Origin of the sequence: Bradyrhizobium nanningense (assembly GCF_004114535.1) — a bacterium.
Lineage (GTDB): Bacteria > Pseudomonadota > Alphaproteobacteria > Rhizobiales > Xanthobacteraceae > Bradyrhizobium > Bradyrhizobium nanningense.
The window spans coordinates 162,104-183,793 of record NZ_LBJC01000020.1; the positions used below are offsets into that span (position 1 = coordinate 162,104).

General features: G+C 64.9%; 20 protein-coding genes, 1 other RNA gene and 1 pseudogene. 10 read left to right on the top strand and 12 right to left on the bottom strand.

Translation table 11 applies throughout. From position 1 onward, the window contains the following. Nucleotides 1-16: 16 nt before the first annotated feature. Both XH84_RS13705 and XH84_RS13715 read left to right on the top strand, forming a co-directional pair. The gene (locus XH84_RS13705; RefSeq protein WP_128918457.1) at nucleotides 17-433 is read left to right on the top strand and encodes a hypothetical protein; all 417 of its coding nucleotides are present in this window, start codon (nucleotides 17-19) and stop codon (nucleotides 431-433) included. A gap of 187 nt (nucleotides 434-620) precedes the next feature. Next, nucleotides 621-857, top strand: a complete 237-nt coding sequence (locus XH84_RS13715; protein ID WP_128918455.1) for a DUF6894 family protein — start codon at nucleotides 621-623, stop codon at nucleotides 855-857. Between the two features lie 201 nt (nucleotides 858-1,058). Here XH84_RS13715 and XH84_RS13720 read toward each other — a convergent pair whose 3' ends face one another. Then, nucleotides 1,059-1,337 (bottom strand): DUF1488 family protein, encoded by a 279-nt coding sequence (locus XH84_RS13720; RefSeq protein ID WP_128918454.1) that lies wholly within the window; start codon nucleotides 1,335-1,337, stop codon nucleotides 1,059-1,061. Between the two features lie 584 nt (nucleotides 1,338-1,921). Here XH84_RS13720 and XH84_RS40750 point away from each other — a divergent pair. Continuing rightward, entirely contained in the window at nucleotides 1,922-2,248 is a 327-nt protein-coding gene (locus XH84_RS40750) for a hypothetical protein (protein WP_245471716.1), read from the top strand. A 118-nt stretch (nucleotides 2,249-2,366) separates the two neighbouring features. Here the strand turns inward: XH84_RS40750 and XH84_RS13730 are convergent, their stop codons facing one another. Then, nucleotides 2,367-2,978 carry a TetR/AcrR family transcriptional regulator gene (locus XH84_RS13730; RefSeq protein WP_128918453.1) on the bottom strand — a complete coding sequence of 204 codons (612 nt, stop codon included), beginning with the start codon at nucleotides 2,976-2,978 and terminating at the stop codon, nucleotides 2,367-2,369. A 131-nt stretch (nucleotides 2,979-3,109) separates the two neighbouring features. Between XH84_RS13730 and XH84_RS13735 the strand changes: the two genes are divergently transcribed. The 4 genes from XH84_RS13735 to XH84_RS13755 all read left to right on the top strand — a co-directional run bounded on the left by XH84_RS13735 (nucleotide 3,110) and on the right by XH84_RS13755 (nucleotide 9,825). After that, nucleotides 3,110-4,342, top strand: coding sequence for a cytochrome P450 (locus XH84_RS13735; protein ID WP_128918530.1), 1,233 nt, complete (start codon nucleotides 3,110-3,112; stop codon nucleotides 4,340-4,342). A gap of 142 nt (nucleotides 4,343-4,484) precedes the next feature. Then, nucleotides 4,485-8,102 carry an AsmA family protein gene (locus XH84_RS13740; RefSeq protein ID WP_128948310.1) on the top strand — a complete coding sequence of 1,206 codons (3,618 nt, stop codon included), beginning with the start codon at nucleotides 4,485-4,487 and terminating at the stop codon, nucleotides 8,100-8,102. A 342-nt stretch (nucleotides 8,103-8,444) separates the two neighbouring features. After that, the gene (locus XH84_RS13750) at nucleotides 8,445-9,563 is read left to right on the top strand and encodes a DUF2336 domain-containing protein (RefSeq protein WP_164936169.1); all 1,119 of its coding nucleotides are present in this window, start codon (nucleotides 8,445-8,447) and stop codon (nucleotides 9,561-9,563) included. Between the two features lie 19 nt (nucleotides 9,564-9,582). Continuing rightward, a complete protein-coding gene (locus tag XH84_RS13755; protein WP_128918803.1) occupies nucleotides 9,583-9,825 on the top strand; it encodes a hypothetical protein in 243 nt (80 codons plus the stop codon). Nucleotides 9,826-9,920: 95 nt separating this feature from the next. Here the strand turns inward: XH84_RS13755 and XH84_RS13760 are convergent, their stop codons facing one another. The 10 genes from XH84_RS13760 to ssrA all read right to left on the bottom strand — a co-directional run bounded on the left by XH84_RS13760 (nucleotide 9,921) and on the right by ssrA (nucleotide 19,600). Continuing rightward, nucleotides 9,921-11,627, bottom strand: coding sequence for a response regulator (locus XH84_RS13760; protein ID WP_128918802.1), 1,707 nt, complete (start codon nucleotides 11,625-11,627; stop codon nucleotides 9,921-9,923). Beyond that, nucleotides 11,624-13,138 carry an ATPase domain-containing protein gene (locus XH84_RS13765; protein WP_128918801.1) on the bottom strand — a complete coding sequence of 505 codons (1,515 nt, stop codon included), beginning with the start codon at nucleotides 13,136-13,138 and terminating at the stop codon, nucleotides 11,624-11,626. Before XH84_RS13765 ends, XH84_RS13760 begins: the two co-directional genes overlap by 4 nt. 207 nt (nucleotides 13,139-13,345) lie before the next feature. Then, the gene (locus XH84_RS13770) at nucleotides 13,346-13,843 is read right to left on the bottom strand and encodes a GNAT family N-acetyltransferase (RefSeq protein WP_128918813.1); all 498 of its coding nucleotides are present in this window, start codon (nucleotides 13,841-13,843) and stop codon (nucleotides 13,346-13,348) included. 209 nt (nucleotides 13,844-14,052) lie between these two features. Further along, the gene (feoB, locus tag XH84_RS13775) at nucleotides 14,053-15,924 is read right to left on the bottom strand and encodes a ferrous iron transporter B (protein WP_128918800.1); all 1,872 of its coding nucleotides are present in this window, start codon (nucleotides 15,922-15,924) and stop codon (nucleotides 14,053-14,055) included. A gap of 47 nt (nucleotides 15,925-15,971) precedes the next feature. Beyond that, entirely contained in the window at nucleotides 15,972-16,247 is a 276-nt protein-coding gene (locus XH84_RS13780) for a FeoA family protein (protein WP_128918799.1), read from the bottom strand. Nucleotides 16,248-16,365: 118 nt separating this feature from the next. After that, entirely contained in the window at nucleotides 16,366-16,617 is a 252-nt protein-coding gene (locus XH84_RS13785; RefSeq protein ID WP_025038043.1) for a ribbon-helix-helix domain-containing protein, read from the bottom strand. Beyond that, on the bottom strand, nucleotides 16,614-16,802 hold the full coding sequence (locus XH84_RS13790) for a DUF4169 family protein (RefSeq protein WP_128918798.1): 189 nt from the start codon (nucleotides 16,800-16,802) through the stop codon (nucleotides 16,614-16,616). Before XH84_RS13790 ends, XH84_RS13785 begins: the two co-directional genes overlap by 4 nt. 279 nt (nucleotides 16,803-17,081) lie before the next feature. After that, a complete protein-coding gene (gene fumC, locus XH84_RS13795) occupies nucleotides 17,082-18,515 on the bottom strand; it encodes a class II fumarate hydratase (protein ID WP_128918797.1) in 1,434 nt (477 codons plus the stop codon). Nucleotides 18,516-18,604: 89 nt separating this feature from the next. Then, complete coding sequence (locus XH84_RS13800) at nucleotides 18,605-19,120, bottom strand: SspB family protein (RefSeq protein ID WP_128918796.1); 516 nt, start codon at nucleotides 19,118-19,120, stop codon at nucleotides 18,605-18,607. Between the two features lie 113 nt (nucleotides 19,121-19,233). Further along, nucleotides 19,234-19,600: a transfer-messenger RNA gene (gene ssrA / locus XH84_RS13805) on the bottom strand. Nucleotides 19,601-19,696: 96 nt separating this feature from the next. Here ssrA and XH84_RS13810 point away from each other — a divergent pair. The 3 genes and pseudogenes from XH84_RS13810 to XH84_RS13820 all read left to right on the top strand — a co-directional run bounded on the left by XH84_RS13810 (nucleotide 19,697) and on the right by XH84_RS13820 (nucleotide 21,684). After that, nucleotides 19,697-20,301 (top strand): annotated as a pseudogene (locus tag XH84_RS13810) (chromate transporter). A 43-nt stretch (nucleotides 20,302-20,344) separates the two neighbouring features. Beyond that, on the top strand, nucleotides 20,345-20,827 hold the full coding sequence (locus XH84_RS13815) for a chromate transporter (RefSeq protein ID WP_128918795.1): 483 nt from the start codon (nucleotides 20,345-20,347) through the stop codon (nucleotides 20,825-20,827). Nucleotides 20,828-20,922: 95 nt separating this feature from the next. Then, on the top strand, nucleotides 20,923-21,684 hold the full coding sequence (locus XH84_RS13820; protein ID WP_128918794.1) for a tripartite tricarboxylate transporter TctB family protein: 762 nt from the start codon (nucleotides 20,923-20,925) through the stop codon (nucleotides 21,682-21,684). Nucleotides 21,685-21,690 lie beyond the last annotated feature (6 nt).

Below are 21,690 nucleotides of genomic sequence, written 5' to 3' on the forward strand. Positions count from 1 at the left end.
CCAGTTTGGAGAATGCATGGGCCCGATGAAAAGACCGGAAAACGCCACCCCCTCGGTTCGATCGGCAGGTTTTCGACCTTCGCAATCGCTGCTCAGAGCCATCACGGCGTGGATGGCACTTCAGGAGGAAAGGCCCAGCCTGTCCCAGGCAATAACTCGTTTGGTGGAGCTGGGACTTGCGCACGCCGACCAGGATCGACAGAAGCTACGTGCCCGCGAGATGGCCGGCGATACAATCGATCGAATTGGCGACGCAACGACGACGGAGGACGATCGGGCAATCCGCAAGCGGGATCTGCTCGATGGACCCAAGGAGTTCGATCGCGTGCGGATTGATCGAGCCAACGCAGCAAGCCGATCCAGTAAAAAGGGCGAGCACCAGGAAGCTCCGACACCGGAGGACCTCGAGCCGCCAGAGACAGGGAGGACGTAAGATGAGACGGCATTCCCAATCGCATGCAGCGAATGAGGCGAACAGCCACTTCAAACCGGCCGCGGCGAAGCCGGCGACCGATTACGAGAAAGCGGAACAGGCTTTCCAGGCAAATCGGGAGCGACTGAAGGCCGAACGGTTGGCGAGGGAGGCCGAGCGACGAAGCCGGTCCGAGAGGACGCCTTAGGTGTCGCACTTCTACTTCGACATCTGGGATGGTGAAGCGCTCGTCGTCGACGAAGAAGGCCTGGATTTGACCAGCCAACGGGCCGCAGAGGTCGAGGCCGCGCTGTCTCTTGCCGACGTCGCCAAGCAGCTCGAGCCGTTCGCCAGCAGCGACGGCTTGGCCATCAATGTTCGGGATGCGAGCGGACCGGTATTGAGAGCGATATTCGTCCGCGAAAGAGTTCAGCCGATCAATTGAGATCGCCAGGACGCGCCGATACCCGGCTAGAGCATCGAAAGCACGACGATCCCGTCTTCGAGTTCTCCTGACGCAAGCCGCCGTTGCCGGAGATCAAGGCAAAGGCCGAGTAGAGACGACCCCGGGGTTGGGTCCGATCAATGGAACCGCGACGATATTGGATCCTTCCGCTACACATCCGCCGTCGCGGTGCTGCCGTTCCTATGGCCTGAATTCGATGCCACGTAGCACGATGCCGGGTGGCGTGCCTTCGAACTCCGTCGCGCGATATTTGCTCGCCGCGCGTGCTTCGATGCGATCCCGCAGGCGGGTGAACTGAGCCTCCCGTTGTTCGGGCCTGACCTGCGGGCCACGCTCGAGATAGTCCATCGCGGAGGTCGAGACGGCGCAAGGAATCTCCCTGGTGCCGTGATGCATCGAGAACCGAACGATCATCCGGTCGTATTCGTGGCTGATAAAGCGGCCGCTGGTCAATGTCATGGCTTGCTCCGTTGCGTGATCGGCAGGCACGATCGCACCCCTCAAATCAGCGCGGCGACCGGCCGCCTGCTTTCCCGTCGCGCATGACACGTGTCGAGAATGCAGGCGGCGGTCGTTCGCCTCAGCTCTCCCCCGACAGCCGGGCGAAATCGTCGAACAGCGCCGCCACCAGCGCGCGGTGGCGTGTGTCCTCGGCGGGCAGGCTCGCGGCGTAGAGGTTGAGCAAATGGCGCGCTTTCACCGCGGCCTCCGACCAGGACGCGGCGGGCACTCGCTCCTGGCGCGGCAATAGCCAGCACTATCGTCACCGCGCCGCAGGCGACGGTGTCACGGATAGACGCACGCGAGGCATTTAAGCGCTCGCTATCGCCTCAGTGCGGGCGTAAGGTTGCGGCCATCACCGCACGTCTCAACGGCTTCGACCGGTGACTGAGGGGCACGTGTGCTCCCGCCGAAGGCTTCGCAGGAGCGTTCGATGTCGCGTGTTCGCATCTCGGAATCGATCGTGCCGCCGATGATCGTTCCACTGTTTCTTCTGCTTCTCGTGTGCGGAGCCGCCATCCTCAATGGGTAGGGCGATACGCGTGCCGTACCTGGTCAGTCGGACCAACGAATACGGCAGTTCCAATCTGGGCCGCGGCACCGCGGCGGTCGCGCTACGCCTCGCGCGAAGACTGTTGCGCGAAGGCTACATGGACGTCAGGGTCTGCACCCGGCGCGGCCGGATCCTGCAACCAAATGAATTCGACCAACTCGAACCGGCAAAGGAGAGCGACATGGCGAAGGGCCAACAACGCGGCAACCGCGAAGCCAAGAAGCCGAAGAAGGAGAAGTCCAAGGTCATCGCCGCGGCTCCGAGCCGCAAGGAAGCCGCCTGGCAGCCGGATTTCGGACCTGCAAAGAAGAAGTAGGCACGATTCCCTTGCCGGCATAGCTGGTGAGAACCCGCCTTCGAAAGTCGGACCGACCGGGAAGCCGCTCCGCCCCTTCGTCTCCGGAGCCGCTTGTCGGCCGTCCGTCCGGGCGTCGTTACCCTGCCGCCAATCCCGTCCTCCGCCTGAGATCGGTGATCGCGCGCAAGAAGCTGTCGGCCGGCGTGGTCTCGGGATCGATCAGCCGGTGCAGGCGAAAGCCGTCTTCGAGCGCCAGCACGACGGAGGCCATCCAGGGCGGGTTCAGATTGCTGTTACGTCCGTTGCTCTTCAACGTCGCCTCAACGATGTCGGCGACCAGCTTGCGGCGCGCGCGCAGACGTTTGGCGAGCTCGGGCCGGCGCTTCTCGGCGCGCGCGACGAACAGGATCATCTCCATGTGCAGGAGCGGCGAGCGGCCGAGCGGATCTTGCCGCGTGCGGTCCAGCGCCTTCAGCGCTGCGATGAAATCGTCGAGATTGTCGTGCTGGGCGAGGATGTCCATGTTGCGCCGGATCGACTGCTCGACATGATCCTCGATCATGGCGATGATCAGCTCGTCCTTGCTTGTGAAGTTGGAATAGAACGCTCCGCGGGTGAAGCCTGCAGCGGCCGCGATCGCTTCGATGCTGGCGCCGCCGATGCCGTCCTCCTCGAACACGCGCGCGGCCGCCTCGAACAGCCTGCCGCGCGTATCGTCCCTGGTCGGCCTGGTTCTCACCCTTGACATCGGACCAGGGTAGGGCAGAATGCAACTCGATACAACAATGTATCGAGTTTATAAATTCAAGGGATGGTTACGCCGGGCAGTGGGGCTGCGCTCGGCGTATTCGTTTCATGCGGCAACCGATTGAGGTCACCATGAACGAGGACGTGCAAGGCGCCGGCGGCGCGCCGTTGTTCAACCCGCTCTCGCCGGACTTCATCCGCGATCCCTATCCGCATTACGACCGGCTGCGCACGATCGATCCGATCCATGTGACGCCGTTCGGCCAGTTCGTTGCCAGCCGCCATGCCGACGTCAGCCTGGTGATGCGCGACAAGCGCTTCGGCAAGGATTTCGTCGAGCGCTCCAAACGGCGCTATAGCGAAAAGATCATGGACGAGCCGGTGTTCCGCAGCATGAGCCATTGGATGCTGCAGGCCGATCCGCCCGACCACACCCGCCTGCGCGGCCTTGTCGTGAAGGCCTTCACGGCGCGTCGGGTCGAGGACATGCGGCCGCGCATCCAAGAGATCGTCGATCAGGCGATCGATGCCGTGATCGACCGCGGCCACATGGACCTGATCGAGGATTTCGCCTTCCGCCTGCCCGTCACCATCATCTGCGACATGCTCGGCATCCCCGAGGACCATCGCGAGGTCTTCTACAAGAGCTCGCGCGACGGCGGGCGGTTGCTCGACCCCGTGCCCCTCACGCCGGAGGAGATCAAGAAGGGCAACGAGGGCAACCTGATGGCGCAGATGTATTTCCAGCAGCTGTTCGAGCTGCGCCGCAAAAATCCCGCCGACGATCTCACCACCCAGCTGGTGCAGGCCGAGGAGGACGGCAACAAGCTCACCAACGAGGAGCTGACCGCCAACATCATCCTCCTGTTCGGCGCCGGCCACGAGACCACGGTCAACCTGATCGGCAATGGCCTGCTCGCGCTTCACCGCAATCCGGACCAGCTTGCGCTGCTCAAGGCGCGCCCCGAGCTGATGGAGGGCGCGATCGAGGAGTTCCTGCGCTACGATTCCTCGGTGCAGATGACCGGCCGCGTCGCGCTGGAGGAGATCGAGGATCTCGGCGGCAAGAGGATCCCCAAGGGCGAGACCGTGCTGTGCCTGCTCGGCTCGGCCAACCGCGATCCGTCGGTCTATCCTGATCGGCCGGACCGGCTCGACGTCACCCGCCAGAACGTGAAGCCGCTGTCGTTCGGCGGCGGCATCCATTTCTGCCTGGGGGCCCAATTGGCGCGCATCGAGGCCGAGATCGCCATCGCCACGCTGCTGCGGCGGCTGCCCGATCTGCGCATCGACGACGTCGAAAACCCGGAATGGCGGCCGACCTTCGTGCTGCGCGGCCTCAAGCGGCTGCCGGCGAGCTGGTGAGGCGGCCCAGCGTTAACCTCCGCGCGCAACAGTCGCTGTGACTTCGCCACACTTCCCCCTATATAAGGGGCTGTTCCGGCACGCCTGAAGTCCGCGAAGGCCAGGGTTTGGTCCGGGTGCCGATTTGGCCGAGGGGAGACCCGTGCAGACGACGCTGCTCGGATTGGCGATTGCCTTCATCATTGCGCTGCTGGCCGCGCTGATCGGGCCTTACTACGTCGACTGGAACCAGTTCAGGCCCCAGTTCGAGGCGGAGGCTGGCAAGATCATCGGCGTGCCGGTGCGGGTCGCGGGCGAGCTGGACGCGCGGCTCTTGCCGACGCCGACGCTGCGGCTGCGCCGGGTCACCTTCGGCGGCAACAACGATCTCGGCCGCCTGCGCGCCGACAAGCTCGACGTCGAGTTCAGCCTGGGCTCCCTGATGCGCGGCGAATGGCGCGCGACCGAGCTTTCGGTGGGCGGCATGGCGGTCGATCTCGGTCTCGATGCGCGTGGCCGGGTCGATCTGCCCTCCACCGCGAGCGGCACCTTCAATCTGGCCTCGCTCGCCATCGAGCGGCTCAATCTCACCGGCCGCATCGCCCTGCACGATGCCGCCAGCCGCTCGACGCTGGAGCTGAACGACATCGCCTTCTCCGGCGATGTCCGCTCGCTCGCCGGCTCGGTGCGGGGCGACGGTGGCTTCACCGCCAATGGGGTGCGCTATCCGTTCCGCGTCTCGTCCGGCCCGAGCGCCGACGGCAACGCCACCCGTCTCCACCTCAACATCGATCCCGGCGCGCGTGCCGTTCTCGCCGATCTCGAAGGCGTGCTCGCCTTCGACAATCGCCTGCCGAAATTCGAGGGCGCGCTGACACTGGCCGTGCCGCCGGTCAAGAAGGCCGGCGAGGCGGGGCCGACGCCCTGGAAGCTCACGACCAAGCTTAGGGCGGATCCGGCCGGCGCGAGGTTCGAGCAGATCGACGCGAGCTTCGGCCCCGAAGACAGCGCGCTGAAGCTCGGCGGCGTCGGCGATCTCAAGTTCGGCGCCTCGCCGCTGCTGCGCGCGGTGCTGTCGGCGCGCCAGGTCGATGCCGACAGGCTCGCCGCCAAGGATGATGCCGAGCCCCTCCGCATCCTGCCGGCGTTGCGCGCGGGGTTAGCTGCCATTCCGCAGGCGCCGATCCCGGCCCAGATCGAGTTCAACTCCGACCAGATCATGCTCGGCGGTCGTCCGCTGCAGAACATCACGGCCGAGCTTCAGACCGACGGACGGTCCTGGACCTTCCAGCGGCTCGAGCTGCGCGCGCCCGGCATGACGCAGCTCTCGCTCAACGGCGCAACACCGGGCGCCGACAGTTTCAGCGGCCGTCTCAACGTCGAATCCTCCGACCCCGATACACTGGTGGCCTGGCTCCAGGGCCGCAGCGAAATCAACCGCCGCAGCACGCGGCCGCTGCGCCTTGCCGGCGACGTCACGATCGCCGCCAACCATCTCGCCGTGGACAGGCTGAGGGCCGACATCGAAGGCGGTACCGTGGAAGGCCGCATCGCCTTCGTGCAGACAGGCGCGAGCAACGGCTCGCGGATCGACGCCGATCTCAAGGCCGACCGGCTCGATCTCGACGCCGCCGCAAGCTTCGTGCGCGCGCTCGCGGGACCGCAAGGCGAGTGGCCGGAAGAAGCAAAGCTCTCGCTCGACATCGGCCGCGCCATCTCCGCCGGCCAGGAGCTGAGGCCGTTCGCGACAAAGCTCGCTTACGGCCCCGCATCGCTGTCGCTGGAGCAACTGCGTTTCGGCCAGGCCAGCGGCGTCACCACCGAGGCGAGCGGCAGCTTCGACCGCACCAAGGCCACCGGCAAGCTCGCGCTGAAATCCTCGGCCAATTCGCTGCGCGAACTCACCGCGCTGCTCGAGCCGTTCGCGCCTTCGGTCCGCGCGCGGTTCGATGCCATCCCGGCATCATCAGGCGCGACCCGCCTCAAGCTCGATCTCAGCCTCGACAAGAACGCCGAGCACGCCGATCGCAGCGACGCCCGCGCCGTGCTCGAGCTCGACGCGCCACAGCTCAAGGCGACCGCGACGCTGGCCGCGCAGACGCCGGCGGCCGCCATTGGCGGCATCGACCTCGATCGCCTGCAGAGTAGCGACTTCTCGCTGGAGTCGAAGGTGTCGACGCCGCAGGCGGGCGCGCTGCTGGCGCTGCTTGGGCTCGATCGCGTGGTGGCCGCAGGCGAGGGCGCTTCGCAGTTCGAGGGCAAGCTGACCGGTGCCTGGCGGCGGCCGCTGCAATTGAGCGCGAAGCTCAGCGGCGGCGGGCTCGATGCCGACGCGCAGGGCAGCGTCGAATTGTCGGAGCCGAAAGGCAGCGTGAATTTGCGCGTGCGCAACGTCAATCTGGCGCCGCTGCTCGGGACCAGCCGGGCCGACAAATCGGCGCAGAACGTCAGCCTGTCCTCGCGCGTCGGGTTGACAGGTCATCGCCTGACCTTCGACGATCTCGACGGCAATGCTGCCGGCTCGCATCTGCGCGGCCATCTGGCGGTGATGCTGGATCCCGAGAAGAGCCTCGACGGCGAAGTCGGTCTCGATACGCTCGATCTGGCGCCGGCGCTCGCGATGGCGATCGGCGCAGCCGGGCATGATACGAGCGAGCCCCTCAGCGCGGGGTTCATCACCACCGGCTGGCGCGGCCGGATCGCCTTCCAGGCGTTGCGTGGGACGTTGCCCGGCGGCATCGAGCTGCGCCCGTTCGGCGGCACGATCCGCAGCGACGGCCAGTCGCTCGCGCTTGATGCGCTGAAAGGCGCGGTCGGCGGCGGCGAGATGTCGGCAAGCTTTGACGCGCGCAACGGTGCCAATGGCCTCGCTCTGAATGCGCGCATCGAGCTCGGCAATGTCGATGCGGCGGCGCTGCGCTATCGCGATCTCGCGCTGCCGAAGGGACGCGTCTCGGTGCAGATGGCGCTGAGCAGCCAAGGCCGCAGCGTCGCCGCGCTCACCGGCGCGCTCGCCGGCAACGGCACGGTGACGCTGGCGTCAGCCGAAATCAGCGGCCTCAATCCGCGCGCCTTCGAGATCGCGATCCGAGCCAGCGACGGCGGCCAGGTCAGTGACGACAACCGCTTGCGGCAGCTGGTCGAGCCTGCGCTTGCCGCCGCGCCGATTGCGGTGGCATCGGCGCAGATTCCGTTCACGATCCGCGACGGACGCCTGCGCGTCGGCGCGACCCCGCTGGAAGCGAAGAACGCCCGCGCCATCGTGTCCGGCGGCTACGACATTCCCGCGGACCAGGCCGACATCCGCGCCAGCCTGACGCCGATCATGACCGGCCTCTCCGGCGCCCCGCCGGAGATCCAGTTGTTCGCGGCAGGTCCGCCCGACAGGCTCAATCGCACGATCGATCTTGCGCCGCTGTCCTCCTGGCTCGCGGTGCGCACGATCGATCGCGAGACGCGCCGGTTAGACGCCATCGAGCGCGGCGAGCCGCCGCCGGCGACCGCGGCGCTGCCGACGCTGGTGTCTCCGGATGCGGCGCCCGAGCAGGCGCCCGCCAATGTGCCGCTGCCAGGTCAGGATCCGCGCCGCGCGCCGTCAAAGCCTAAGGCCGCGCCGACGCCGAAGGCGCCGCAGGCCGCGCCCGCCGCGCCGAGCCCGCCACTCGCGAGCCAACAGCTCGCGCCGCTGCCGCCGGCCATCGACGTCAAGCCCGCCCCGGGCCCTGCGCCTGCCAAGCCCAGGCCGAAGCCGCCGCTGGTGCTGACGCCGCAGAATCCGTAGGCGGATTGGTTTGCACCGACCGAGCCGCGGACTCGCCTAACCTCTCCCGCTTGCGGGAAAGGTCGGCGCGAAGCGCCGGGTGAGGGCTTTCTCCTCTAGGGGGGCCCGCTGCGGAGACACCCTCTCCCCAGCCGCAAGCGGGAGAGGGAGCGCACCGTCTTCCTTCTCCAACGGTTAACCCATTCCCTCGCATTTGAATGAATTTTGCCCGGCAAAACTGATTTGCCAATTTTACTGAATTCTCGCGTTTCATCTCTAACGTCGGTTTCAGAGGAATTCGGCGTCGCGTCAATTGAGACGCAACGGTTCGCAAAAGAACGGCCAAGAACTGGGGTGATCGAGATGAACGGGGCGAAATCGCTTCTGCAGGATCTGGACGACGCGATCGCGCGCGGCACCGACGAAAGCCGGGTGAAGGCGTTGTGGCATGCGACTGACATTCTGATCACCGGCCGCTACAGCGACGACGAGATCAGCACGTTCGGCGAGGTGATCGGCCGGCTCGCCGAGGAGATCGAGGTCGCCGCGCGGGCGCAGCTCTCGGATGTGATGTCGGCGTGCGATCATGCGCCGCTCAACGTCATCGAAAAGCTTGCGCTCGACGACGAGATCGAGGTCGCCGGTCCGGTGCTGCGCGACTCCAATCGCATCGACGAGAAGATGCTGGTCGAGAGCGCCATGACCAAAGGCCAGTCGCATCTGCTCGCGATCGCCCAGCGCAAGTCGATCGGCGAGGCCGTGACCGACGTGCTGGTCAAGCGCGGCAACCAGGAGGTCGTGACATCGGTTGCGAAGAACGAGGGCGCGCGCTTCTCCGGCTCGGGCCTGCTGCATATGGTCCGCCGCGCCGAAGGCGATTCGATCCTCGCCGAGCAGATCGGCCTGCGCAAGGACGTGCCGCGCCACGTCTTCCAGCAGCTGATCTCGAAGGCCTCGGAAGACGTCCGCCGCCGTCTCGAGACCGAGCGGCCCGAGATGATGGCGCAGATCCAGAGCTCGGTGACCGAGGTCACCGGCGACCTTCAGTCCAAATTCGGGCCGTCCTCGCGCAGCTATTTCGTCGCCAAGCGCGTGGTCACGACGCAATACCGCCAAGGCAACCTCAATCAGGACTCCATCTCGAACTATGCGCGCCAGCACCGCTTCGACGAGGTGCAGATCGGCCTGTCGCTGCTGTCGTCGCTGCCCGTCGACGTGATCGAGCGCGCGCTGATGGACCGCAACCGCGAGATGATCCTGGTGTTGTGCAAGGCCCTCGACTTCTCCTGGGATACGACGATGTCGCTGCTGTTCCTCGGCGCCAAGGATCATCTGATCACGGCGCGCGAGCTGCAGGACAACGAGCGCGAATACGGTCGGCTCAAGATCGAGACCTCGCGCAGCATCTTGAAGTTCTACCAGTCGCGCAAGACCGGCACGGGTGCCGATGCGGGCCGTCAGCCCGAGCTCCAGGTACACTAAGGACAGGGGAGTATCTGCAATGTTGCCTCAATTCGGCACCGCCGTTCGCAAGAAGAACCTCACCAGCGCCGTCACCACCGATCTCGGCGGCGGAGCACCGGACAAGGCGTCGGTGGACGCGGCCTGGCTCGTGCTGGAAGCCGCCAATGATCTCGGCGATCATGCCGCGATCGAAGCCTGTCGCCGCGTCATCGACGCCGAGCTGACCGGCACGGTGGCCCGGAGTGCGGATGTCGATCTCGTGCTGGGATATTTCCGGTAAGAACTTGATGCAGCTTCTTCGGACGCGAACAAGGGCCATGAGCGCGGCGTAGCGGTTCTGTCGCGCAAGGCCGGACCTTTCCGAGCCTCGCGAGGTCAGCAGGAACTGGAACGCTTGGATTGTGCGTTGCGCCGAAGATTCGACTTCGCCGTGTTCAAGGCTGCGGCGAGATCGTCGATGTGATAGGGCTTGGCCAGAATCTCGATACCCGCGTTCTCCGCTTCGTGGATGGACGCTTCGGCATATCCGCTGGTCAGCAATATCGGGATGTCACTTCGTCTCTTCTTGATCTCTCGCGCAAGCTCGACCCCGTTCATGCCGCCCGGCATCATGATGTCGGAAAAGATCAGATCGATGGAGCGGCCGTCTGCCAGGGCACCAAGCGCTGCGGCGGCGCTGGAGGCGCGGGTGACGTCGTAACCGAGCTGGCCGAGCATCTCGCTGACCAGCGCGGCAACTTCGTCATCGTCTTCCACCAGCAGGACGTGGCCCTGATTGCTCCTCTTCGGCCGTACCCTGGTGAGGTCGATCAGGTGTCGCTCGCTCGAGGGAACATCGAACGATCGCGGCAAGTACAGCTCGATGCTGGTGCCTCGGCCGACCTCCGATCTAATTCGGACTGTGCCCCGCGACTGCGTCGCAAAGCCGTGGACCTGGGCGAGCCCAAGTCCCGATCCCTTGCCGACGTCCTTGGTCGTGAAGAACGGCTCGAAGACACGCGACAGGATCTTCGAAGACATGCCGACGCCTGTATCGACGACCGACAGCCGAACATAGTCGCCGGCGATCTCCCCGTCATTCAGATCATGCAGATTCTCGCCGCGGACGACGATGGTGCCGCCGTTGGGCATCGCATCGCGCGCATTGACGGCCAGATTGAGAATGACCAGCTCGAGCTCGCCGGGATCGACCTCCACCGGCCAAAGCGCATCCGGGAAGTCGAATTCGACGTGAACGTCGCCTCGCAAGCTTCGATCGAGCAGCTCGCGCATGCCGCCGATCTGCATGGCGACGTCGACGGGTTCCGGCCGAAGCGTCTGCCGGCGTGAGAATGCCAGCAGCTGCTTGGTCAGGCTGGCGCCGCGCTGCGCGGCCTGGATCATCCCGTCCATCAGACGCCGGCGACGGTTCGGATCTGTCTGGCGGTCGAGCATGTCGAGGCCGCCGGAAATCACCATCAGCAGATTGTTGAAGTCGTGCGCGACGCCGCCGGTGAGCTGGCCGATCGCCTCGATCTTCTGGGCCTGGCGGAGCGTCTCCTCGACGCGGGCACGCTCGTTCATTTCGAGACGCAGTTGCTCGTTGGCTTCCTTCAGCTCGCGTGTCCGCTCGACCACCAGCTTCTCGAGCTCCTGCGCCGTCTGCTCGCGCGCCTGGAGCAGGGCCCGGATCTCGTACTGGCGCCGCCGCGCCCTCATCGCGGATTGAACCGCGCTGGTCAGCGTGATCGGCTGAACCGGCCGTTCGAGCAGCGAAACATTGCGGAGAAGCTCGACGATGCTGCGTCGCCACGCAACGACAGCCGGCTGCTCGCGATGGCTGGTGAGGACGACAAAGGGGAGGTCCGACCATGGCGGTTGCGCCGCGATCCATTGGGCCAGCGGGGTCGTGTCCTTCCCAAACAATCCTTCCTCGGCGAGAAAGACGGTGCCCACGCCGGCTGTCATCTCGTTGACGAGCTCGGGCAGGCTCCGGCAATTGGCCGCATCCAGGTTGGAGCTGCGGAAGAGCTCGGCTGATGCCGGTCCGTCGCGTCCGATCGGGGCGAATATGAGGACGCGGCTATCCCGGTCCGCGTTCATTCGATTGGTCCTTCCGGGAGTGCCGTGCCGGTATAACGCGGATTGCCGGAAAAGATGCCGCTGAACTCCTGGAGGGGCGGGCCGAGCTTGATTCCGGTGCTGCCGAGCCGAAACTCGCGGATGGTATGCTCATGGTTGCCGCTTCGCTTCTTCACGACGGACAAGGCGCGCCGCACCGTTCCGCCGAACTCGAAATAGCGCAGCATCAGCACCGCATCGCTCAAATAGCTGAGGTCGATCGGCGTTTCCATTGGGCCGACGAGCCCATGCTGCGCGAGGATCAGGATGGTGAGCACGCCCTGCTGTGCCAGATAGCTCAGAAGTTCGTGCATCTGCAGGATGAGAAAACGCTCATCCGGCATCGCGTTCAAATAGCCGTTGAGGCTGTCGATGACCACCACGCGGGCGTTGTCGACCTCGACGCTCCGACGCAGCGTCGCCGCGAACTCACCGGGCGACAATTCGGCGGGATCGATTTGTTGAAATCGGATCTTGCCGGAATCGAGATATTTCTGCAGAGGCAGGCCGAGCGTAAGAGCGCGTGCTTCGACCGTTCCACGGCCCTCATCGAACGCGAAGAATACGGCGTGCTCGCCGCGTTCGGCCGCCGCGATGGCATAGGCCAGCGCGAGCGAGGACTTGCCGACACCGGCTGAGCCGAGGAGAAGTGCGTTGGTGCCGCGCTCGATCCCGCCGCCCAGCAGCCGATCGAGCTCGACGTTTCCGCTGGACATGGATTGGCCGGGGAACGGCTTGTGATGCTCGGCCGCGACGAGGCGGGGGAAGATGCGCAGGCCTCCTGCCGAAATTGTAAAATCGTGGTAGCCGCCCCGAAACCGGATGCCGCGCATCTTGATCACGCGAAGCCGCCGCCGCTCGGCCCCGTAGTCGATCGCGAGCTGTTCCAGCATGACGACGCCGTGTGCGATCGAGTGCAGCTGCAGATCGTCCTGAGACGATGAGAGATCGTCGAGCAGGACGACCGTGCAGTTTCGATTGGTGAAGAAGTGCTTCAAGGCCAGCACCTGGCGTCTGTAGCGCAGCGGATTTTGGGCCAGCAGGCGCAATTCGGACAGGCTGTCGAGCACCACGCGGGTGGGATTGAGCCTTTCGACTTCCTTGAAAATCAGATTGGTGGTTTCGCTCAGCTCCATCTCGGCGGGATGGAAGACCGTGAGCTCCCGATCGGGATCGAGCGTCGTCTCCGGCGGGACCAGTTCGAAGATGTCCACGCCTTGCAAGGACCAGCCGTGTCGATGCGCGACAAGCTCGAGCTCCCGCCTCGTCTCGGAGAGGGAGATATAGAGCACGCGTTCACCGTCCCGCACGCCCCTGAGCAGGAATTGCAGCGCAATCGTGGTCTTGCCGGTCCCCGGCCGTCCCTCATAAAGATACATCCGGTTGGGATCCAAGCCGCCGGCCAGGATGTCGTCCAAACCGTCGCTGCCCGTGGAAATTCTGGGTAAATCCCGGGGGGCGCTATCCGAAGCAGCGCTCGATGGACCAGTCATTGAACCCCCTAACGCATATGCCGGGACGGCTGCCATTGCCCCAGGCACGACGAGCCGGAGCTTGGACCAGGTAGGTCCGTTGAAGGAACTCTTGAGCAGCGGCTGGGTTCCCGGCGAGGCGAGGGTAGCTGCTGACGGTTCGCGGCTTGGATTCAGAATTGAACACAGCAAGTCCGCTCGGCGCTACCGGTCCACTCACTGTGACCTTTAGCGCCGGATGCGGTAGATCACGACGTCCTCGCCGCGACTGTTCGCGCTCCGCTCGAGGAGATAGTCTGATCTCTCCAGCACGCGGCGGGATGCGCCGTTCCTGACATTCACGACGCCGATGAGAGATGGCAGCGCGAGCTGTAACAGCCCGATGTCCGTCATCGCGGCCGCAATCTCGCTTGCAAATCCCTGGCCCCAGAATTCGCGTTTGAACGCGTAGAAAATCTCGATCTCGTCGATGTCGTCGACCAGGATGTGGCGGATGCCCGCCCGTCCGGCGAACGCCCCCTCTTTCGTCCGCAGGGCCCACAGGCCGAAGCCGTGTTGATCCCAATGGGCCATGTTGGCGACGAGATAGTTCTCCGTTTTTTCCGCCGAGCGCACACCGCCGAGATAACGGGAGACCTCGGGGTCGAGATGCAGCGCGACGAGGTCGGCGAGGTGATCTTCGCGTAGACGCTCGGCGGTTAGCCTGATGGTGGTGAAGTGATCCATGGAGTCGGATGGACGCATTCCAGGTCGATCACTGTGCCGATGAGGTTGATGATGCCATTGTGCCGGTGTTTTGCCCGACGGATCAACCGGTTCGTCGTCTGGATGGAGCCTACGGTCGGATCACTTTCGTGCACGCGTAAGCCATTGATTTCACAACCCCCGTCTACTGTGCATGGGGTTGTTTCGCGAGTTTTGTTTTGGAGGGAACGCTAGCCGGCCCCGAGCGCCACCGCGACGTTGTAGGTCAGGAGGCTCGCGGCATAGGCCAGCACCAGCATGTAGGTGAAGGTCACGGCCATCCAGGCCCAGCTGCCGGTCTCGCGCCGGATCACGGCCAGCGTCGAGGCGCATTGCGGGGCGAAGATGTACCAGGCCAGCATCGACAGCGCGGTGGCGAGCGACCATTTCGTCGCCAGCACCTGGCCGATCTGCTCGGCCGCTTCCTTGCCGCCTTCGATCGCGTAGACGGTGCCGAGCGCGGCGACCGCGACCTCGCGTGCCGCCATGCCCGGGATCAGCGCGACCGCGATCTGCCAGTTGAAGCCGACCGGGGCGAGCAGCGGTGCGAGCGCCTTGCCGATCATCGCGGCGAGGCTGAAGTCGATCGCGGGCTCGGTGGCGCCTGCCGGCGGCTGCGGGAACGAGGCCAAAAACCAGATCAGCACCATCATCGAGAAGATCGTGGTGCCGGCGCGCACCAGGAACATCTTGGCGCGGGTATAGATGCCGATCGCGATCGATTTCGGCCGCGGCATCTTGTAGTCCGGCAGCTCCAGCATGAACGGCGCCGGCGCATAGTCGCGCAGCATGAAGAACTTGATCACGAACGAGACGGCAAGCGCGCTGACGATGCCGGCGGCGTAGAGGCCGAACATCACGAGGCCCTGCAGGTTGATGAAGCCCCAAACGTCATTCGCCGGAATGAAGGCGGAGATGATCAGCGTGTAGACTGGAATGCGCGCCGAGCAGGTCATCAGCGGCGCGATCAGTATCGTGGTCAGCCGGTCGCGCTTGTTGTCGATCACGCGCGTCGCCATGATGCCGGGAATGGCGCAGGCAAAGCTCGACAGCAGCGGAATGAAGGCGCGGCCATGCAGGCCGGCGCCGCCCATGATGCGGTCCATCAGGAACGCGGCGCGCGCCATGTAGCCGAAATCTTCCAACAGCAGGATGAACAGGAAGATGATGATGATCTGCGGCAGGAACACGATGACGCTGCCGACGCCCGAGATCACGCCGTTCTGCAGGAAGCTCTGCAACAGGCCATCGGGCAGGGTCGTGTGGACGAGCTCGCCGAGCGCATCGAAGCCGGATTGCAGCAGCTCCATCAGCGGCCGCGCCCAGGCGAACACCGCCTGGAACATCATGAACAGGATCAGCGCCAGCACGATGAGGCCGCCGACGGGATGCAGCACGACCCGATCGATCCGCGCGGTCCAGGTGTCGGGTCTAGCCGGCAGGCTGACGCAGTCGGCGATGATGCGGTCGGCCTCGCGCTGGGTCGCGCGCAATTCCGAGACGCTGAGCGCGCGCCAGCTGTTCGCCTCCGCCTCGGCGGCGAGTTTTGCCGAGATCTCGTCGGTCAGCCTCAAGAGGTCGGACGTGCCGCCCTTGCGCACCGCGATCGAGGTGACCACGGGCAGGCCGAGCTCCTTGGCGAGCCGCTCGACGTCGACAGTGATGCCGCGGCGGGCGGCGATGTCGAACATGTTGAGCACGAGGACCATCGGCCGTCCCGTGCGCTTGAGCTCGAGCAGCAGGCGGATGGTCAGCCGCAGATTGGTCGAATCGGCCACGCACAGCACGAGATCGGGCACGGTTTCGCCGGAGGCCTTGCCGAGCACGAAGTCGCGGGTGATCTCCTCGTCCGGGCTGCGGCCGCGCAGGGAGTAGGTGCCGGGCAGGTCGACCACCGACACCTGGCGTCCCAAGGGGGTGACGAAGAAGCCTTCCTTGCGCTCGACGGTGACACCGGGATAGTTCGCGACCTTCTGCCGGCTGCCGGTCAGGGCGTTGAACAGCGACGTCTTGCCGCTGTTTGGCGTGCCGACCAGGGCGAGATGCAGCAGGGGTAATTCCATGTGATCAAGGCCTGGCAAAAGGCTGGGATGAGGCGTCCGGTCGCTGTCTAAGCGACAATGACCGCCATGGCTTCGCGGCGGCGGACCGCGATCGTGATGCTGTCGACCCGCACGGCGATCGGGTCGCGTCCGACCAGCCCCTCGTGCAGGACCTCGACCCGGGCGCCCTCGACGAAGCCGAGCTCGATCAGGCGGCTCTCGAGCTCGATGTCCGAGAGCGCCGAGCCTGTCTCGCCAGCGGACAGGTGCTGGATGACGCCGGTATAGCCGCGCTGGGCCAAACCCAGCGGCATGTGCGGGCGCATGTCATTGGTGTCGGTCATGCCCTGTATTTTCAACGCAAGGCAGTGAGGTCAAGCGCGCGCGCTCGCTGAAACCGCACCTTAGAGCGATTTTAAAGTGCGGGCGGCGGGGCGCCCTCCAAGGCGCCCCCGAGGCTGGCTATTGGGCCGGGACCTTGTCCGGCTGGGCCGCCATAGCCCGGCTCTTGAAGTAGTCCAGGACGAACAGACGGATCGCCGACGACAGATTGCCCTGCTGGCGGTTGTTGTCGATCTCGCCGACCAGCTCGGACAACGTCATGTTGCGCAGGCCGGAGATCTCCTTCATGCCGTTCCAGAATGCCTCTTCCAGGCTGACGCTGGTCTTGTGCCCGGCGACGACGATCGACCGTTTCACGACCGGCGACTTCATTGCTGCTCCTCGCGATCGATCTGATGCTGATCCAGGTGCGCCTTCGCCTTGTCCGCGCGCGTCTCCTCCGCCGACCGTTCCGCCTTCGTGCGGCCGAACTTCGTCCGGTTGGCGTCCGCCCGTTTCGCCGAGGCTTGGCGCTCGACGCGCTTCCTGAAACGATTCAGGTTGATGACGTTCCCCATGCCGCGTCTCCATCATCCGATCCTCTTCAGGCTGGATGAAACATTCCGAAACAGGGTGCCGCGTTGCGCCCCACAAGACTTGATCGCCATTCGCTTGTCCTCGTCAATCGGCCCCTCGGGCCATCAAACGATGAATTTGGCCCCGTCAGGGGGCGGAAAGGCTGCGTAGCACGCCGTCCCGCCAGAACATTGACGGTAATCAAATCCCGCCCCCAAAGCCGCACATTTCTGGGCGTCGAGGGTCCGTATCATTACGGATGGCAATCGGAATTCGGAATTTTATCCGGGGCTGGTCATCTTCTCGGGACGCACCAGGCGATCGAACTCGTCGGCCGAGACGAAGCCGAGCCGCAGCGCCTCCTCCTTCAACGTGGTGCCGTTGGCATGGGCCGTCTTGGCCACCTTGGCGGCGTTGTCGTAGCCGATCTTCGGGGCGAGCGCCGTCACCAGCATCAGCGAGCGCTGCATCAGCTCGTTGATGCGCTTTTCGTCGGCACGGATGCCGCTGACGCAATGCTCGGTGAAGGATCGCGCGGCATCCGCCAGCAGGCGGATCGAGTGCAGCATGTTGTAGGCCAGCACCGGCTTGTAGACGTTGAGCTCGAAATGGCCCTGGCTGCCGGCCACCGTGATCGCGGTGTGATTGCCGAACACCTGGCAGCACACCATGGTCATCGCCTCGCACTGCGTCGGGTTGACCTTGCCCGGCATGATCGACGAGCCCGGCTCGTTCTCCGGCAGGATCAGCTCGCCGAGCCCTGAGCGCGGGCCGGATCCGAGCAGGCGGATGTCGTTGGCGATCTTGAACAGGCCCGTCGCCACCGAATTGATGGCGCCATGCGCCAGCACATAGGCATCGTTCGAGGCCAGCGCCTCGAATTTGTTGGCGGCGCTGGTGAAGGGGAGTTTCGTGATGCCGGCGACATGCTTTGCGAACAGCTTGGCAAAGCGCGGCTTCGAATTGAGGCCGGTGCCGACGGCGGTGCCCCCCTGCGCCAGCGGATGGAGGTCCTTCACCGCGATCTTGAGCCGGGCGATGCCGCTTTCGACCTGCGCGGCGTAGCCGGAAAACTCCTGGCCGAGCGTCAGGGGCGTCGCATCCTGGGTGTGAGTGCGGCCGATCTTGACGATCTTGGCAAACTCTTTCTCCTTCTTGCGCAGCGCGCGGAGCAGCTCATTGAGCGCGGGGACGAGGTCGGCATGGATGCGGCTTGCGGCCGCGATGTGCATCGCGGTCGGGAACGAATCGTTCGATGACTGGCTCATGTTGACGTGGTCGTTGGGATGCACCGGCTTCTTGGCGCCGAGCTCGCCGCCCAAGAGCTCGTTGGCGCGGTTGGCAATCACCTCATTGAGGTTCATGTTGGTCTGCGTGCCGGAGCCGGTCTGCCACACGACGAGCGGAAAATGATCGTCCAGCTTGCCCTCGATCACCTCGCGCGCGGCGCGGATGATGGCACCCGCGCGGCGCTGGTCGAGCAGGCCGAGCTCGAGGTTGGACTGCGCGGCGGCGAGCTTGACGATGCCGAGCGCGTGCACGAGCGCGATCGGCATGCGGTCCGTTCCGATGCGAAAATTCTGGCGCGAACGTTCGGTCTGCGCGCCCCAATAGCGATCGGCGGGGACCTCGATGGGACCGAAACTGTCGGTCTCGGTGCGGGTCGCGGGGCGGGCGGTCTTCGAGCGGGACGCTTTGGCCATGAGCACATCCATTCCGCCGCGCGAAACGCCGCGCGGCCTCTTCAGGTGCTCTTCTATATAGACAGTTTGGCCGGGCGCGACGGCTTCAAAGCCAACCTAGATCATTTCTTGCGGAAACGATCGAGCCGCACCACCTCGGCGCCGCCCTGGTTAGGCGGGGGCGGCTCTTCCGCGGTTTCCGCCTTTTCAGCGGCGGCGGGCACCGATACGGCCGAAGGGGCAGGGGCCGCCGGCAATGTCTCCGGCGTGACTTCGGCGACATCGGACGTGTCGAACTGGAGGCCGAACTTCACGGACGGATCGAGGAAGCTCTTGATGGCGCTGAACGGCACCACCAGCCGCTCCGGAATGCCGCCGAAGGACAGGCCGACCTCGAAGCGGTCCTCGAGCACAGTCAGATCCCAGAACTGGTGCTGCAGGATGATCGTCATCTCTTCCGGATATTGCGCGAGCAGCCGTGGAGACAGCTTCACGCCCTCGGCCTTCGATACGAAGGTGATGAAGAAATGGTGCTCGCCGGGCAGGCCTTGGGCCGCGGCATCGGTCAGCACCTTCCGCAGCACGCCGCGCAGCGCGTCGCGGGCCAGCACATCGTATCGGATATGATCGGTCGCCATCGTGGTCCTGTTGCATCCCCGAAGCCGGACCCTACCGGCTCGACTCGCCAAGCCGCAACAATATCGCGCCTAACGGGTCAGCAGGAGTCCCCGCCGGGCAAGAAATAAAGGCAAGTGGAGGCTTCTGTTGCCAGGTGCCTCCGAACCCCGCCTAGCGGAGCTTAACCCGCTAGGACTTTAGAGTGGTCTTTCAAACTGCGTTACGCAGCCTGAGCAACCGGAGCAAAGTTGTCGTTGGCAACTATTGCAGTAGCCCGATAACGGCGGAACAATACCGGGAAAAAGTACGCCCTTTACGCCCTCGTCGATCCTATTTCGCCCCCGCCAAAGCCCGCTTCCGGGAGAGTCCGTTGGTGGGCTTTGGTGGAGGCGCCGGGTACCGCCCCCGGGTCCGAATGGTTTATTGCGACGACCGTTTATTTCCATAGCCGGCGAACCGGCATCCCTAATATAGGGCGCAAAGGTTTCGAAAAACAGGGGTTTTGAGTGTCCCTCGCCAGGTTCCCGTTGGATAGGTTCCGGGCGGACGTGAGCTTGATCTTGGCCGCCTCGCGACCGGCATTCTAAGTTTCTGAGATGTCCGAGGATTCAGCACTGGCGGTCCAAGAACCAGATCCACTGCCGGACCATCCGGCGACCGGCGCCGCTCCGCCCGGCCTGCTTGCGCTGTTTCTGGCCTTCGCCAGGATGTCGCTGGCCGGTTTCGGCGGGGTTTTGGTGTTTGCCCGGCGGCCCATCGTCGAGCAGCACCGCTGGATGAATGCGGACGAGTTCAACGAGACCTTCGCGCTTTGCCATTTCCTGCCCGGCCCCAACATCGTCAATCTGTCGATGGTGTTCGGTCAAGGTTGCGCGGCATTGCGGCGGAGTTGCCGCCTTTGCCGGGCTGTTGCTGCCGCCGACGCTGATCATGATGGTGCTCGCGATCATCTACGCCCGTTTTGGTGCTGCGCCGCAGCCTCGCCGGCATCTCCTGCGCGGCGGTCGGCCTCCTGATCGCGGTGGTCTTCCGCATGATGGCGCCGGTGCCGAGGCGGACGGATCCCCTCGCGCTGATCCTGATGCTCGGTGTGTTCCTCGCCATCGGCGTGCTCCGCCTGCCGCTTCCGGCGGTGCTGCTGGTCGCGATCCCCGTGAGCATCGGCGCCACTTATTTCCTGCGGCGGAAAGTAGCAGCATGAACGCCGAGAATCCGATCTGGGCCTGATCGCCACCTTTGGCCTGATGTCGCTGTTCGCGGTCGGCGGCGCCGCGGCGGCGGTGCCCGAGATGCACCGCATCGCGGTCGAGGTGCATCGCTGGATGACCGACAAGCAGTTCACCGATGCCTATGCGATCGCGCAGCTGTCGCCGGGTCCGAACGTGCTTATCGTGACGTTAATCGGCTATGCCGTCGCCGGCATCCCCGGCGCGCTCGCGGCGACGCTGGCGATGTGCCTGCCGACGGCGCTGCTTGCCTATCGTGTCAGCCGGCTCTTGAATCGGCCCAGCCAATCGCGCTGGCCCGGCCTGATTCAGGCTGCACTGGTTCCACTCTCGATCGGATTGATGGCCGCGAGTGCCCTGATCCTGGCCCAGTCGACCGATCGCACACTTGCTGCACTGCTCCTGACCGCAATGGTTGCGCTGATCGCATCGGTCTCGCGCCTCAATCCACCCTGGCTCCTGCTCGCCGGCGGGATGTTGGGTTTTGCTGGCATTGTGTGATGAAAATCGCTAGGCAGTGATCCGGGCGGGGTATCCAGTTCCAGCCGATTTAGAACAACAGTGCTCGTGACTTACGGGTCGCGGAGGAGACATGCATGGCCGACACGATGGGCCACTCAGCGACTGCCACTCGAAATACCCGGTTGGTGGTCGGCTTTTGTCTGCTGGCGATTGCGCCGCAGATCTTCGAATTGATCTGGTCGATCGGGACGATCTTGGGGTGGGGGGCCGGCCGCGGCCCGGGGACGGTGGTCACCAGCCACCTGACGGCGCTGCTCGCAGGCGCGCCTAGTGCCATCTTCGGATCGTTCGGCGGCGGCACCCAGAAGATGTCATCCGAGGTGCTGCTCGCGCTAATCTATTCTTACCCGCTGTTCGTGGTGGCGATCCTTACGATCTTCATGACGATCAGATCGGCGCAGGACTATGTCGGTGGGATCGTTCTGATGGCGTTGGCCTTGTTCGCGCTGTGGGCAGGAAGCGACTTGCAGGGCATGCGCGGCTTCTCCTTCGGCGCCGGCACGGCGCCGCGGATGTTTGGCGGGCTGCTCGTCGCACTTGGCGCCGGCATCGCGTTGACGGGACTGCTGACCGAGGGGCCGGGGATGGCGCATTATGCCTGGCGCGGGCCCCTGTTCGTGATGGTCTCGATCGTCTTCTTCGCGCTGGCGATTCGTCCGCTTGGAGTGGTGGTTACGGCGTTCGCGAGCTTCATGATCGCAGCGATGGGCACGCATGAGACGCGCTGGGTCGAAGCGATGATCGTCGGCGCCTGCCTGACGCTCGGCTGCGCGCTGCTCTTCCCCTACGTGCTCGGCCTGCCGATGCCGATGTTCCCGCGCTTCCTGGTTCAGTGAGGGTGT

Bases quoted from the DNA above. Each gene is read 5' to 3' on its own strand.
- XH84_RS13735 (WP_128918530.1), top strand. From the start codon at position 3,110: ATGAACGAGGACGTGCAAGGCGCCGGCGGCGCGCCGTTGTTCAACCCG.
- XH84_RS13820 (WP_128918794.1), top strand. From the start codon at position 20,923: ATGGCCGACACGATGGGCCACTCAGCGACTGCCACTCGAAATACCCGG.
- XH84_RS13765 (WP_128918801.1), bottom strand. From the start codon at position 13,138: ATGACTGGTCCATCGAGCGCTGCTTCGGATAGCGCCCCCCGGGATTTA.
- XH84_RS13770 (WP_128918813.1), bottom strand. From the start codon at position 13,843: ATGGATCACTTCACCACCATCAGGCTAACCGCCGAGCGTCTACGCGAA.
- XH84_RS13720 (WP_128918454.1), bottom strand. From the start codon at position 1,337: ATGACATTGACCAGCGGCCGCTTTATCAGCCACGAATACGACCGGATG.
- XH84_RS13755 (WP_128918803.1), top strand. From the start codon at position 9,583: ATGTTGCCTCAATTCGGCACCGCCGTTCGCAAGAAGAACCTCACCAGC.
- XH84_RS13780 (WP_128918799.1), bottom strand. From the start codon at position 16,247: ATGACCGACACCAATGACATGCGCCCGCACATGCCGCTGGGTTTGGCC.
- XH84_RS13815 (WP_128918795.1), top strand. From the start codon at position 20,345: ATGTCGCTGTTCGCGGTCGGCGGCGCCGCGGCGGCGGTGCCCGAGATG.
- XH84_RS13705 (WP_128918457.1), top strand. From the start codon at position 17: ATGGGCCCGATGAAAAGACCGGAAAACGCCACCCCCTCGGTTCGATCG.
- XH84_RS13760 (WP_128918802.1), bottom strand. From the start codon at position 11,627: ATGAACGCGGACCGGGATAGCCGCGTCCTCATATTCGCCCCGATCGGA.
- feoB (WP_128918800.1), bottom strand. From the start codon at position 15,924: ATGGAATTACCCCTGCTGCATCTCGCCCTGGTCGGCACGCCAAACAGC.
- XH84_RS13730 (WP_128918453.1), bottom strand. From the start codon at position 2,978: ATGTCAAGGGTGAGAACCAGGCCGACCAGGGACGATACGCGCGGCAGG.
- XH84_RS13800 (WP_128918796.1), bottom strand. From the start codon at position 19,120: ATGGCGACCGATCATATCCGATACGATGTGCTGGCCCGCGACGCGCTG.
- fumC (WP_128918797.1), bottom strand. From the start codon at position 18,515: ATGGATGTGCTCATGGCCAAAGCGTCCCGCTCGAAGACCGCCCGCCCC.
- XH84_RS13790 (WP_128918798.1), bottom strand. From the start codon at position 16,802: ATGGGGAACGTCATCAACCTGAATCGTTTCAGGAAGCGCGTCGAGCGC.
- XH84_RS13785 (WP_025038043.1), bottom strand. From the start codon at position 16,617: ATGAAGTCGCCGGTCGTGAAACGGTCGATCGTCGTCGCCGGGCACAAG.
- XH84_RS13750 (WP_164936169.1), top strand. From the start codon at position 8,445: ATGAACGGGGCGAAATCGCTTCTGCAGGATCTGGACGACGCGATCGCG.